Annotated in this window: 16 protein-coding genes; all 16 read left to right on the top strand. The window is 40.9% G+C overall.

The window, feature by feature from the left end; genetic code table 11:
- Positions 1 to 13 precede the first annotated feature (13 nt).
- The 16 genes from NSQ76_RS15150 (at position 14) to NSQ76_RS15075 (ending at position 14197) form a co-directional block, all read left to right on the top strand.
- On the top strand, positions 14 to 151 hold the full coding sequence (locus NSQ76_RS15150) for a hypothetical protein (RefSeq protein ID WP_095357030.1): 138 nt from the start codon (positions 14 to 16) through the stop codon (positions 149 to 151).
- On the top strand, positions 152 to 4267 hold the full coding sequence (locus tag NSQ76_RS15145) for a transglycosylase SLT domain-containing protein (RefSeq protein ID WP_341054631.1): 4116 nt from the start codon (positions 152 to 154) through the stop codon (positions 4265 to 4267).
- A complete protein-coding gene (locus NSQ76_RS15140; RefSeq protein WP_149126340.1) occupies positions 4260 to 4928 on the top strand; it encodes a LysM peptidoglycan-binding domain-containing protein in 669 nt (222 codons plus the stop codon). The genes NSQ76_RS15145 and NSQ76_RS15140 overlap by 8 nt, the downstream gene beginning before the upstream one ends.
- Positions 4929 to 4939: 11 nt before the next feature.
- Positions 4940 to 5950, top strand: a complete 1011-nt coding sequence (locus tag NSQ76_RS15135) for an XkdQ/YqbQ family protein (protein WP_197202654.1) — start codon at positions 4940 to 4942, stop codon at positions 5948 to 5950.
- Positions 5947 to 6213, top strand: coding sequence for a DUF2577 domain-containing protein (locus NSQ76_RS15130; RefSeq protein ID WP_257802503.1), 267 nt, complete (start codon positions 5947 to 5949; stop codon positions 6211 to 6213). Before NSQ76_RS15135 ends, NSQ76_RS15130 begins: the two co-directional genes overlap by 4 nt.
- A 14-nt stretch (positions 6214 to 6227) precedes the next feature.
- The gene (locus NSQ76_RS15125) at positions 6228 to 6650 is read left to right on the top strand and encodes a DUF2634 domain-containing protein (protein WP_257802505.1); all 423 of its coding nucleotides are present in this window, start codon (positions 6228 to 6230) and stop codon (positions 6648 to 6650) included.
- A complete protein-coding gene (locus NSQ76_RS15120; protein ID WP_024425895.1) occupies positions 6643 to 7692 on the top strand; it encodes a baseplate J/gp47 family protein in 1050 nt (349 codons plus the stop codon). The genes NSQ76_RS15125 and NSQ76_RS15120 overlap by 8 nt, the downstream gene beginning before the upstream one ends.
- Complete coding sequence (locus tag NSQ76_RS15115; RefSeq protein WP_125586219.1) at positions 7676 to 8599, top strand: YmfQ family protein; 924 nt, start codon at positions 7676 to 7678, stop codon at positions 8597 to 8599. The genes NSQ76_RS15120 and NSQ76_RS15115 overlap by 17 nt, the downstream gene beginning before the upstream one ends.
- 11 nt (positions 8600 to 8610) lie before the next feature.
- Positions 8611 to 8994, top strand: a complete 384-nt coding sequence (locus NSQ76_RS15110; protein WP_024423249.1) for a phage tail-collar fiber domain-containing protein — start codon at positions 8611 to 8613, stop codon at positions 8992 to 8994.
- Positions 8995 to 9155: 161 nt separating this feature from the next.
- Positions 9156 to 10361, top strand: coding sequence for a hypothetical protein (locus NSQ76_RS15105; RefSeq protein ID WP_172881431.1), 1206 nt, complete (start codon positions 9156 to 9158; stop codon positions 10359 to 10361).
- Between the two features lie 215 nt (positions 10362 to 10576).
- Positions 10577 to 11893 (top strand): hypothetical protein, encoded by a 1317-nt coding sequence (locus tag NSQ76_RS15100; RefSeq protein ID WP_341054617.1) that lies wholly within the window; start codon positions 10577 to 10579, stop codon positions 11891 to 11893.
- 12 nt (positions 11894 to 11905) lie between these two features.
- Positions 11906 to 12226 (top strand): hypothetical protein, encoded by a 321-nt coding sequence (locus tag NSQ76_RS15095; RefSeq protein ID WP_034624531.1) that lies wholly within the window; start codon positions 11906 to 11908, stop codon positions 12224 to 12226.
- Entirely contained in the window at positions 12223 to 12366 is a 144-nt protein-coding gene (locus NSQ76_RS15090; protein ID WP_034624530.1) for an XkdX family protein, read from the top strand. The genes NSQ76_RS15095 and NSQ76_RS15090 overlap by 4 nt, the downstream gene beginning before the upstream one ends.
- 123 nt (positions 12367 to 12489) lie before the next feature.
- A complete protein-coding gene (locus NSQ76_RS15085; protein WP_341054613.1) occupies positions 12490 to 13575 on the top strand; it encodes a pyocin knob domain-containing protein in 1086 nt (361 codons plus the stop codon).
- 134 nt (positions 13576 to 13709) lie between these two features.
- Positions 13710 to 13922, top strand: coding sequence for a BhlA/UviB family holin-like peptide (locus NSQ76_RS15080; protein WP_017367922.1), 213 nt, complete (start codon positions 13710 to 13712; stop codon positions 13920 to 13922).
- A gap of 11 nt (positions 13923 to 13933) precedes the next feature.
- Positions 13934 to 14197 carry a phage holin gene (locus NSQ76_RS15075; protein WP_172881426.1) on the top strand — a complete coding sequence of 88 codons (264 nt, stop codon included), beginning with the start codon at positions 13934 to 13936 and terminating at the stop codon, positions 14195 to 14197.
- The last annotated feature ends 14 nt before the right edge of the window (positions 14198 to 14211 follow it).

The following is a 14211-nucleotide window of genomic DNA, read 5'->3' as shown; positions in this document are numbered from 1 at the left end:
TTTATATTACGCGATGCACGAGCTTCACTACTCCCCATCTGAACTCCTGGAATTATACGAATCACCAAGACCGTTCAAAGCATTCCTTTTCGGACTCATCAGCTACAAGCTAGACATGCTAGAAAAAGAAGCAAAGAAAGGAGGTAAATAATTGGCGAAACTTACAGCACGATTTGAATTAGAAGACCGGGTGTCGAAGAAGTTATTACGCATTCAAAAACGTTTTCAAACGTTTGAGAAGCAGCTCAAACCATTTAGAAAACCAGTGAAAATAAGTCTGGAAATGGATGAAAAGAAATTAAGAAACCTCACTTTATCGCTGCGGAAAGTTTCAGTATTTTCTATGAGGCTGGATCAAGGAATCTATCGGGATCTAAAAGCATTGAACAATCAGTTAAATATGATTCCAAATCATCTGGTCATATCCTTTCAAGCGAAGGGGCTGAATGTCATTAAATCCAACATAGATCGTTTGAAACAAATGGGGACAAGTCCCATTATGCTGACGTTTAAACTAAACGATCAATTGTCAGCGAAAATGTCATCGATTAAAAAATCAATCCTTCAGCTCATCAACAGAACGTACTATATGAGATTAAACATGGTTGACCAAGCCACCGCTGCAATTCAACGAATCAAAAAGACACTCAAAAGCTTGACAATGTCCAAACACGAAATCAGAGTGTCTGTTCAAGACAATGCAAAAAGTAAGTTGAAAAAACGAGATCAGGCAGAGTCTGTTGTGAAAGAAAAAACCATAAAAAAAGAGCCTGAGGCTGCTAGTCCGTCAGCTAAAACGGATGAACCTAAACAGAGTTTGCTACAGAACTTTGCCAATAAAGGATTAAATGAAATTCAAAAATATGCAGGTGACGTTGCAGACAAAGTGAAGGAAAAATTGAGTCCTAGAAAGTTTTGGGATGAAAAAGCACTTCCTTGGGTTGAAAATAAAATAGAAGAGTACAAACAAGATGTGATCGGAAGAATTAAAGAGAAGATTAAATTTAATCCTGAAGAAAAACTAGATCAATGGGTGAAGACTGGATTAGATCGCCTCTTTGGTACAAGTGATCAATCAAGTGAAAACAACAGTACGACTCCGGCGCCAACAACAGCACCAACGACGGCACCAACAACGGCACCAACAACGGCACCATCTAATTCAGCTCCTAAAACGCAGCCTAAGCCGCGAGGTGGAAAAGGTTTGTTTCGCAGTAGTTGTTGCCCTTGTTGTGCAAGAGGTATAAGCAGCCGAGGATCTACTAAAGCGAAAAATGGCCGTTCACCGAGAGGATCAACAAATCCAAATGCCACATCAAGAACCGAAATGAATAGAAGGCCTCCAAGTAAATTAGGGAAACTGAAAACAAATGCAGGTAAATTATTTGGAAAAATCCCTAGTGGACTAAAGAAAGGTGCGGGTATCGCAGCTTCAGTTGGCGGGTTTACGGGTCTAATGAAAGGTGGCAAGGGGTTAAGTGGACTAGGGGATGCGATGAAAAATATCGGTAAAGGGAGCGGTAAATTATTAAAGAAAGTACCTATTCTAGGTGGTTTACTTAGTGCAACAAATTTAATCGGTATGAAAAAAGAGAATGCTGGTGAAAAGATCGGTACAACTGGAGGCGGTATCGCCGGCGGGATGGCAGGTGCAGCAGCAGGTGCAGCTATTGGAAGCGTAGTGCCAGGAGTAGGTACAGCCATCGGTGGTCTAGTAGGCGGCATCGCTGGAAGTATGGGCGGCGAATCTATCGGTGAAACGATCGGAAAATGGTTTGATGGCGGCGGATTTGAAAAGATTGGCCAAAAAGCCATTGAAATCAAAGACCAAATTGTTGAAGTTTGGTCAACAGTTGCGACTTGGTTCACAGAAAATGTCTGGACACCATTAAGCAGTACGGTTGTCACAGTAGCATCATCCATCTGGTCAAATCTAGTCAATGCCTGGACATGGATCCAAGAAACATTCAGTACAGTTGCAGGCTGGTTTATCGAAAACGTCTGGACACCGTTAAGCGGTACAGTCGTTACGGTAGCCACGACCATCTGGTCAAGCCTAGTCAACGCCTGGACATGGATCCAAGAAACATTCAGTACAGTCGCAGGCTGGTTTATCGAGAACGTCTGGACGCCGTTAAGCGGTACAGTCGTTACAGTAGCCACGACCATTTGGTCAAGTCTAGTCAATGCATGGACATGGATTCAAGAAACGTTCAGCGCAGTCGCAGGCTGGTTTATCGAGAACGTCTGGACGCCGCTAAGCAGCACAGTTGTTACAGTCGCTACAGGAATTTGGACAGCATTATCAAATGCATGGAAAAAGATACAATCAATCTTTGGAGTTGTATCGACATGGTTTATGGAAAATGTGTGGAATCCACTTGTAGATACGGTAGGAACCATTAAAGACAGTTTCGGTAAAAAGTTTGAAGAAGCGTATAAAGTTGTGACAGATATATGGGATGGATTATCCAAATGGTTTGAGGAAAACATTCAAAAGCCAATTGTAAAAGTAGCAGAAGCTATTGGTGATGGGTTTTCTAAAGCGTTTGGCTGGGTCAAAAAGATTTTTGATAAGGCTGGCGGTGGGGTTGATTTTGTATTGAAACATGTCTTTGGAGGTGCTGATAATAACGCCACAGGCGGTTATATCACCCAGCCAACCTTATCATGGGTCGGTGAAGCTGGTAACGAATTTGTTATTCCAACTCAAAATAACCGAGGACGCGGAAAAATGCTGCTGGCACAGGCAGCTTCTCAACTTGGAATGTCTGTTGTACCAAGCGGAGCGGCAGGAAATCCAGTGTCAAGCTCCCCAGCACCTACAACTCCATCATCTTCTGTAGGTTCAATGAGCGGAAGCGGATCAGTCTCATTGAATGCGAACATTCAAGCCTCTAGCATTGGCGAGCAATTTAATAACGATTTTGAACAAGGATTAAATCGTAAAGTCATCTCTCTTGATCAATGGAAACAAAAGAATATTCAGCAGCCTTTTGGTCAATTGACATCAGACTCAGGAAAGTATGGTCAGCAAACGGTTTCTGCCTTTGCAAACGGTCAGCAGATGACACCAACTGGAACAGATAGCTTTTTACAAAGTCGTGTAAAAGCACCCTACCAACAAGTGATGACAGCATCACCCACTTGGGGTTCTGGAACGGTTAGTGGTTTTGCAGCAGGCCAAAATGCCACATCAATTGGCACGAGCCAATACGTAGATCAAAACATCAAACAACCATTCCTGCAAGCAAAACAAGAATCACCAGGCTGGGGTTCTGGAATGATTGACGCCTTTAACAGCGGCATGCGTTCCAAAGGAAGCGAAGTCACGCAAGCGGCCAAAGAAATGGCGAAGAAAGTAGAACAGGCGTTTAGAGAGGAATTAGACATTCATTCCCCTTCACGCGTCATGATGAGTCTTGGGAAATTTGCATCAATCGGTGTTGTCAAAGGGCTCGACTCAGTTGATGTGAAAAAATTTGCTGAAAATCAGGCCGGTTCATTAATCGGTGCCTTCAGCGGTATGGGAGCTTCAGGTCTTAGTGTTCAGCAATGGCTGATGGCAGCTCTCATGGCAACTGGCACATCAATGAGCTGGCTTCCAGGTCTGATGACCATCGCGCAGCATGAGTCACGTGGAAATCCGAGAGCGATCAACTTATGGGATTCCAACGCCAAAAAGGGAACACCTTCTAAAGGCTTAATGCAAACCATAGGAACGACGTTTAATGCTAATAAAGGCAAGGGCATGAATGACATTTGGAATCCAATTCATAATGCCGTAGCAGCCATTAACTACATTAAGGGCAGATATGGAACAGTCTTCAACACGCCGGGATTACGAAGTATGAGAAGAGGCGGACCTTATAAAGGCTACGCAAATGGCGGATTGATTACTCAAGAGCAGGTTGCTAGAGTCGGTGAAGGAAATAAACGCGAATGGATTATTCCTGAAGAAAGAGGCATTCGCGGAAGGTATTTATTGACGCAGGCAGCCAAGGCACTTGGGATGCAAGTATATGATCCATCAAATGCATCTGCTCCTTTACCAGAAGCACAGATGCAGCAAGTCACCTCAGCTCAGACTACTGGCAGTACAACTTCGTCAGGTAATAAACAGATTACGATTCAGTTCAATGGAGATCAGCATTTCCATAATGGACAAGATCAGCAATCGCTAGTCGAAAAAATTAAACAAATGCTTGTAGATGAACTAGAAGTAGAGATTCATACAGGAACGAAGGGGGTCGTAATTGATGGGTAAATCAGTGTATCAATTGTGGATTTCCCAAGGAAAGGACAAGTTGCGATTCCCTGTCCTTCCATCCGAACTCGAAATCACAAATAACGTACAAAATGAAACGGTAAAGGTCGCCTCTTTTGGAGAACTGACCTTTATTGACGTACCATCGGCGAAACAAGTATCATTCACCTCATTATTTCCTAAGAAATATTCGCCGATTGCTGAATATAAAAGCATTCCATCACCAGAGAATGCGATCGCGAAAATTGAACGAATGATGCGTTCAAAGAAATCTGTTCGGTTGATTGTAACTGGGACAAAAATCAATATGACGTGCAGCATTGAAAGCTTTACCCACAAGGAAGGGTCATATGATATTGGAGATCGTGAATTTACGATCGAGTTAAAGGAATATAAAACCGCATCGCCTAGGAAAATCAAACGAAAGAAAAAAGCAAAACAAACGAAAAAGAAGCGGCCTTCAAAAACACCACCAAAAATGTACACCGTCAAAAAAGGGGACACGCTATGGGCCATTTCAGGCCGATTTTATGGTGACAGTACAAAATGGCGGCGTATTTGGAATGCCAATAAAGCAGCGATGATTAAACGTAGCAGACGCAATATTAAGCAGCCGGGGCATTGGATTTTCCCTGGACAAAGGTTAAAAATACCACAATAGGGGGGCTGGCATTGATTGAGCTTTTTGCCATCAGAAGCGGCACCATGTATGAGCTTGTCACAGAGAGTGTGACACTTCAGGGGCAAAGGTATCAAGCCCCTCGCTCAATTCAGGCAAATATTATCACAAAGCAAGGCAGTCAAACATATTACCGTGTCTCGGAAGGGGACACGGTTCTTTTTAAATGGAAAGGAAAAGAGCTGTTTAGAGGCATTGTTTTTTCCCGGACGCCTGTTGAAGGAAAGCTGACGTTTACTGCATACGATATGCTCCAATATTTGGTGAAAAACCAAGATGTCTATGTTTTTTCAAATCAAAGAGCAGATCAAATCTTAAGGCGGATTGGAGCTGACTTTCAAATTCCAATGACCTCCATCGCCAATACAGGACATGTCATAAAATCACTAGTGTTTAAAAATGATACAAGCTTGTATGACATGATATTGAAAGCATTGAAAGAAACGAAGCGGCAAACAGGAAGAAACTATCAAATCTATTCTGCTAAAGGCAAGATGGGGCTGAGAGCCTGGCCTGATCCAGAGGACGTATGGGTCATTGAATCAGGCGTTAATCTCATCAGCTATCAATACAGCACCTCGATTGAAGAGACAGCCACTCGTGTCAAGATGCGTAAGTCTGCTGATGAACAAGGGAAGAATAAGAAAAAAGGCAGTAAATCCGAGATTGTGGTGATCGAACAGGATAAAGCAGGTCAGAATAAATACGGTATTTTACAGCATGTTGAGACAGTCACTGGGCAAATCAACCAGCCGCAGCTGCAAAAAAGAGCCAAAGTACGGCTGGCAGAGAAAAAAGGCGTCAAACAAGAAGTCAAAAGCATCCAAGCCCTAGGAATTCCTGAGCTGCAAAGCGGTCTCCCGATCTATTTGAAAATTCCTGAAATCAACGTAAAAAAAACTTACTGGATCGATCAAGACAAACATGAATTCAGTGGGGTGAAACACACCATGACCATTGATGTTGTTGAGAAAAATTCCATGCCAAAGGGTGATCAAGCGTGAGATTAAGTGAAGCGATTAAACGATTAGCAGTGAATGCAGTAGACGCAGAAGCGCCAATTGACCTTGTTATCGGAGAAGTCACGGCAGTTTCCCCTCTGAGCATCCGATTAAATGAAAATCATAAGCTGATCATTCCAGAAGAATTACTGATTTGGCCAAAGCGCTTAAATAAGGGTGAGGATGATGAGCTGATAAGGGGAGACAGTATTATGGTGCTTGCAATGGCAGGAGGCCAGTCCTTTTACATCATCGACAAATTGTAAGGGAGGTGATGAACGTGGCACTTTCACCAGAGGAAGAAATCGAGGAAATAGAAGAAGATGAAGAAGTCGAAACCTCAACGACGTATCGAATAGATTTTGAAACTGGCAGACTGACAGGCGAAACCATTTCAGGTATTGAGGCAATCCGGCAATTCATTTATATGACATTTAGGACAGAGCGGTATGCACATCCTATCTACAGTCACGACATTGGCACTGAAATTCAGGAGCTGTTGACGGATACAGAAGCTACGGATGAATACAAAGAAATGGAGATTCCAAGGCTGCTAGAGGAAGCACTGCTCGTTGACGAACGGATTGATCATATTGAAGAGTTAGAGGTCACAAAACAAAATGACTCGTTTCATGTCAAACTAGCGATTGTCACAGATGAGGGCACATTAGAAATTGAGGAGGTGATGGAGGGCGATGTTTGAGGAACAGACGTACGAAGCATTAATGGAAAGAATGCTGGACAGACTGCCAGATGATATAGATAAAAGAGAAAACAGCGTCATTTGGAATGCCTTGGCACCTGCTGCCGCTGAACTGGCCCAGTCTTATATTTGGCTTGACCAAGTGTTTGAGCTGGTCTTTGCAGACACAGCACAAGGAGAGTTTCTAGATCGGCGGGCTGCTGAAGTAGGGATCGAAAGAAAACCAGCCACTAAAGCGGTTTGGTCTGCGGCCATTCAGCCAGAAAATATCAACATTCCAGCTGGCTCACGTTTTTTTATTGAAGACGTTTATTTCCAATATTCGAAGGATGGCACGCTAGAATGCGAGACACCTGGTAAAGCTGGCAATGTTCAATTAACAGATCAGCCGCTGCTGTCACTTGATACAATTCCAGGACTTGAATCGATTAAGATGAAAGAACTGGTGATACCAGGTCAAGAGGAGGAAGATGACGCTTCTTTATATGATCGATATTTAATACGTGCGAGGCGGGAGGCTGTCAGTGCCAACAGGGCGCATTATAAAAAATGGGCTGAGGAAGTGCCCGGTGTTGGCAGAGCGAAAGTGTTCCCGCTTTGGAACGGAGAAGGGACAGTCAAAATTGTCATCACAGATGGCAATCTAGATGTTGCATCAGACCTTCTTGTCAAAAGGGTACAGGAATATATCGACCCAGTGCCAGGTGAAGGAGAAGGACAAGCGCCTATAGGCTCGAAAGCAACCGTTGAAAGCGCCAAATGGCTGGATATCGACATAGAAGTGGCTGTCGAACTTCAAATGGACTGGACCCTTGAAGGCGCTCAGAAAGAAATAGAAGAAAAGGTCAAGACACTGTTGAAATCAATCGCATTTGAAAAGAGTACCATTCGAATGTCCGCCTTAAATGATATTCTGTACCATTCAGAAAGTGTGTCAGATTATGCAGATGTGTTATTGAATGGGGAGTCGAAAAACTTAGTATTACAGGACATTGAGATTCCGCGTCTTAGGCAGGTGAAGGTTATTGAGCAAACAGGATGAAATGAAAAACTACCTGCCGCCATATTTTACAGAGATTTATGAAGTTGATCACCTGCTCAAGACAGAGGCACCGGAATTTGAGGGATTGGACGAATCTATTTTTGACTTAACGGATCAGTTCTTTCCTTTAACAGCGACATGGGGATTGAATAGATGGGAAAGAATGCTGAAGGTGCAGCGGGAATCAGATGATTCAATTGAACTGCGCAGGGCACGCTTACTCAATATGATGTCAAATATTCCCCCAATCACGTACCTTTCATTAGAGAAATCAGTCAATCGCTTTCTCAAGAATCCAAGTGCTGTCATCCGTCTCACAACCAATCGTTATCATTTCGCCTTACGTGTGAACCTAGATGATCTGCAAAACACGAGATATATTGTAGAAATACTTGAAACGTTAAAACCTGCACACTTGGCTTATACGTTCACGGCTTTGCATCATACCGACATACATGAAAAAAATGATCATCACGGGAGGCTCACACTGCGCAGCAGAGTGGGTTTTTTCGATCATATCCCCATTTTACTCAATGGTGAATTTGTCTTAAATGGTACGTTTTATCTCAGCGGAACAAGGGGGACAACGGATGTGCCTGCTCGTTTTCAGCACTCATTAAACATGAGAATGCCGCTTCAACATCAGTCAGACACAGCATATCGCATGAACTATGTCATGAATGGAGCGGTACATGAAACGAAGCAAGGAGCGGCATTGACTTTACGCACAAAAAATCATCTCCAGCATCAAACCAAGAAGAAGATGACGTTCCGTCTGCCAGTACATGTCCAAACTGAGCAGGATGGAAGCTTACTGATCAAGGATCATTACTGGATTCTCGATGGATCTGTTCCACTGGACGGATCAAAAATGCTAGCAGCAACTTCTAAAAAAATAGATTTATAAGGAGGATCACAATGGCTGATCAATTAACCGTAACAACACTGTATGCACGTCAACAAATGGCAAAGGCAAGAGCCGAAGGAACAAAACTCACAAAAGTCGTCAAAATGGCCTTTGGAAATGGGGGAACGAAGGATGGAAAACCGATCTCTCTAGACGGCACTGAACAAAAACTCAAAAAAGAACTAGTTCAAAAAAATATTGATTCGTTTACTTTCATGGAACCAGCAAAAATCCGCTACACCTGCACGATCGCGGAAGGAGAACTGGCAGGAGAAGTGATCAACGAACTAGCACTTGTCGACGAAGACGGTAAATTCACCGCCATCCGCACCATGACAGACAAACAAAAAGACGGCGACATCGAATTTGTTTTTGAGATTGATGATATTTATTGATGGAGGGGGGAAGAAGTGGACATAGTACTTTGATCCATCAAACAAAGAACTAGGTGTTTGTTCAATGGAAGATCTAAATTTAGGGTCCGAGCAAAGGATACTCACTTTAGAGCAGCTGCAAGAGATTGAACCAAATTTCAAGGCAAGGGAGTGAAAGCCGAATGGAAATAAAAGAACCAAAACCATTTAACGTGAATGATAAAGCGCATGCAGATCTGTTTAATGACATGGTCAGAGTATTACTTGAAAATGATACTGGATTATTAGAGCATCTCTTAAAACATACAAATGATGGCGGAGTACACGCATCTGAAACAGAAAAGAAAAAATGGAACGATTCTCAGAGCTATAAAATTACAGCGGATAATGGAAGTCAGTTAATTAATGTGGCAGCAGATGCTAGAATTTTTGATGCGATAAAAGGGAAAGGAACGTGTACTTTTTATGCAGCTTCTGGAGTCGAAGATTCTCCAGTAAATATATCATTGAGAGGATTACAGACAGTAGGTGAAGATAACATTGGTACTGGCTTTGCTGTAGATATTGCTGGTAATGCTTATAGTTTTTACTATAATGCTGCACATACTGCTATTAACTGGACAAAGCTCCCGTCAAATGCTGAAAGAAATAAATGGAATGATGGACAATTGTCTAAGATTACTTCAGATAATGGAGGGGTGATTCTATCTGTTTCTGATGGTGAAGATTTACTTGAAAAGGTTGTTTCTTTAGGCCCGAAGCATGGTACATTTTATGCCACAGGTAAAGTATTAAACAGCCCAACAACAAGATCGTGTCGTGGTATGTATCATTTTACTTCTCAAGATAGTAATGGAAAAGGGACATTTGGATGGGTCATAGCAATAGATTATAACAATTACATGTATACAAACTATCTTGATTTAAATTTGGGGTGGCAAGGCTGGAAACGTGTTTTAACAAAGGAGGATATGGATAATACTTCTTTTGTTGATACGTATGATCTCGATAATTCTTCTGTATCAGCCGTTGAAAACGTTCCAACAAAACTGAATTTTGGTGATACAAGATCAGACGATTTAGGAGAGTATAATCGTTCGCGCGCTGAAATTACACTGAAAAACAATGGTCTGTATTTAATTAGGCTTTATCTTAATAGCAATAACATTCCTGTTGGATCAGATAGCATTTTGTCATGTTATGTGAATGGTACAGAATTTCAACGATTAGGTAACTGGAATCCTGTGGTCTCATCAAGTGTATGTGTATTATACCTTCAACAAAAGTTTAAAGCAGGAGATAAATTAACATTTTATATTACACCCAAAAACACTGGGAGAACCATTACGGTAAATAGAGCTTATGTTACCTTGTCACAGCTAAGATAGGATTATTTGAAAAAGAAAGTGTGTGAGCAAATCGGAGGTAGCTGTCTTTCACTTTTTCCGTTTTATGTGCTTAATATAACAAAGGAACGAGAACATAAGTTCAATGCTAACATCGCCTAATAATAATGGTTTTTTGAAAGGAGAAAAAGATCATAAAAACACCTCAACCTTTTAGTACGAGCGATAAGGCTCATGCAGATCTCTTTAACAATCTAGTGAAGATTTTGATTGAAAATGACCAGGAACTATTAGAACAATTCAATCTTCATACGGGAGATACAAACCCTCACGTCTCTGATTCAGAAAAGAAGAAATGGAATGAATCACAGCTATATAAACTGACAAATGATAACGGGTCCCATTTGATCAATATCCCTGCCGGCGGCAGTATTTATGAAGGAATTAAAGCGCTAGGTTCCTGCTCATTCTATGCCCCAGGAGGATCTGGAGTAGTTGATTCTCCTGCTGTTGGGAACGCTGCATTAAGAGGCTTCCAGCTTGTAGGCCAAAACAATATTGGTGTAGGAATCGCAATTGACACATTAGGCAATGCATTTTATTTTTCCTATTATGTAAAAGACATTGGAATCAACTGGGTGCAGATGCCGACTCAAAATGAAAAAAACAAATGGGATGCAGGACAATTGTCTAAAATCACTGCTGATGATGGAAAGGCTTTTGAAAGAATTAATGCAGATGATCCTAGCATTTTAGATAAGCTGATAAAATTGCCGGGAGTTCACTCATGGTACATCCATGAAGCACATCCAGATCTTCCGACAAGAAGTTCCATGAGGGCTTTGTCTGTTTTTAGTGAAAATACCTACGGCTGGGTCATCGGTGCAAACAATACAGGAGATGTCTATATTAACCGTTCAACAACTGATGTAACTGGTACCCAACAAGAGTGGAGCGGTTGGAAACGTCTCAATGACCATAACCTATTAAACTCAAAGGGATTAAGACTTTCAATGCCAATAGGTACTGATATTTTAACGCTGCCATCCGGATTTTACTTTGCTGTTGGATCTAATGTTTTAAATATGCCTGTCGATAATGATTCTTCTTGGTTTAATATCGATATTTTAGAAACTGTAAATGGTAGAAAGACCATTCATATTATTAGAAGTTATGACAACACTCATTGGTTTGGTACTGTTCATACTGACGGTGTTTTCAAAGGGTGGAAAAAAATAGTAACTGATGCCGATTTTGAAAGTGTCAAGTGGCTAGATGTCACATTAGCCAATGGTTCCTCTATTGGAGACAGACCGGTTCAATATGTTAAATGGGGAAACTTATTATTGTTGAGGGGCCATCTGATAGCAAATAGAGAAGTGATCTGTGGAAGTATTCCAAATACAGGCCTACCCGATAAAGGCATAGTAGTATCAGTCCCAGTATCAGGCACAACGGGTCATAGTAAACTATATATATATAAGACAGGAGAGCTAAAACTAACTGGTTTACATGCAGTGAATAACAGTGGGGTAACTGGCTACTATTTAGACACAGTCGTCCCATTAAATTAAGGAAGTGATAATATGATACAAGTTTATGAGTACAACCATCAAAATGAATTGGTCAGACCTATAGAAGTGTTCGAAAGGGATGAGGAAGGTAATTATGTCATTCCAGATCAATGCACAACAATTGCCCCACCCAATAATCCCTCTTTTTATAAAGCAGCTTTTGATGTGGAAAAACAACAATGGTATGAATCAGCGACACAGGAGTATATAGATAGCCTAAAACCAGCCCCTCTCCCGCCAAGTGATATAGAACTTTTAAAGAAACAAAATGCTTTATTATCTAAACAATTAACGCAGCTATTGGCTATGCAGACAGGGGGGACTTTAGAATGATGTTTCCAACTGTAGCAGATATCAAACAATTTTGGGACTGGCAATGTTACGGCCCAGAGGACATTGCATTTTATGTAAGCATCGGCTGGATCTCGGCAGATGACTATCAAGACATAACAGGAGACAAATACGAAGCCTAATGGCTTTATTTTTTTTACCGTAAAAAGGTGATTACGGCGGCTTAGGTTAATCAACCATTAAGTCATAAATTATCCTCAATCTCATTGAAACAATTTATGGAGTTGTAGAAAGGAGAGAACACATTGGATATAAAAACTCCTCGTTCTTTTGAAACGAGTGATAAAGCTCATGCTGATCTATTCAACGATATGTTGAAAATACTGATTCATAACGACACTGGTATATCAGAACAATTAACTAATCATATCGATGATTCGAGACAGCACTCTTCAGAAGTAGAAAAAAAGAAATGGAATGAGTCGCAGCTGTATAAAATTACAGGTGATGACGGAGTACATCTTATAAATATTCCGGTCGATTCAAAAATTTATGACTCAATTAAAGACAAAGGGACATGTACATTCTATGCTCCCAGTGGAATAGAGGATAGCCCTTCACAATATGCCATTAGAGGGATACAGACAGTGGGACAAAATAATATTGGAACAGGTTTTGCAATAGATACATTCGGAAATGCATATTACTTCTACTATTATTCTAGTCACATATCTATCACTTGGACGCAGCTTCCGACAGCAGCTGAAAAAGATAAGTGGAATAACAGTCAGATTCATAAAATAACAAGGGATAACGGTCAACCCTTTTATAAAAGTATAGGTGAGACCACCGACTATAACGAAATTATAGAAACAGGAATGTATCTCATTTATAATGCGGGCCTTAATGGTCCAAAAGAGATCAAAAGGGCATTTATGATTGTTATCAGTTATGGGAATACCCTGTTACAAACTATATATGATGCAGTGAATGGTCTGAACTCTTTTTATAGAATTAGGAAGACTGATTATACATGGACTGAATGGGAAAAACATCTCACGTCTTCTGATTTAAATGCTGCCTGGTATAATGTAAATCTCAATAGTAATATAAAACAATATTCAGCCAATCCATTGAAATATTCTGTCAGACAAAATATTTTATATTTGAGAGGATCATTTGAAATAGTTTCGGCTAATGAAACAGAAATTGCACGTTTAACGCATGAACCTTCCTCTTTAACTGTTTTCACTTGTGCGACGGTTGGTTCATACGGGTCTGCAAGGATGTCTTTATCTAAAGATGGTAGTCTAAAATTTGATGGATTAATTGCAAACGATCCGTCAAAGGTAACGCGTATTGAAATTAATGAGGAAATTCCACTATGGTAGTCATCATATAATGAAACTACTAAAGCTTTTTTGTGTAGTTAATATGGATACTCACAGATCACTACCAAGACATAACAGGAGACAAATACGAAGCCTAATGGCTTTATTTTTTTGCCGGAAAGAAGGTGATTCCAATGGAAGTAGATGTTGTTCAAAACTTAATGACCCAAGGCCCATTTGCCGTTCTCTTTTGCTGGATTCTGTTCTATGTTCTCAACACAACAAAAGAACGAGAAAACAAACTCAATGAGCAAATCGAGGCGCAAAATGATGTGCTAGCCAAGTTTAGTGAAAAGTATGACGTCGTGATCGACAAACTCGACAAAATAGAACGAAATTTAAAATAGGAGGAAAACTCATGAAAACATTCGACAAAGGCACTGTGATTCGCACAGTGCTTCTTTTTATTGCTCTGATCAATCAAACTCTTATCATGTTTGGACAGACGGTGCTGCCGATTAGTGAGGAGCAAGTACAAACCGCAGGTGAGGCACTATATGTGGCAGGTTCTACAATTTTCACTATGGTCACAGCGGTAATAGCTTGGTTTAAAAACAATTATGTGACCTACAAAGGCAAATTACAAAAAGATGCTCTGAAACAAAGAGGGCTAACAAAATAATACTTGAAGGAGAA

The sequence above is a fragment of the Bacillus sp. FSL M8-0256 genome, from assembly GCF_038005765.1.
In the GTDB taxonomy this organism is placed as follows: Bacteria; Bacillota; Bacilli; order Bacillales; family Bacillaceae; genus Bacillus; species Bacillus safensis.
Note: the sequence above shows the minus strand (reverse complement) of the source record. Positions and strands in the feature narration are given on the sequence as shown.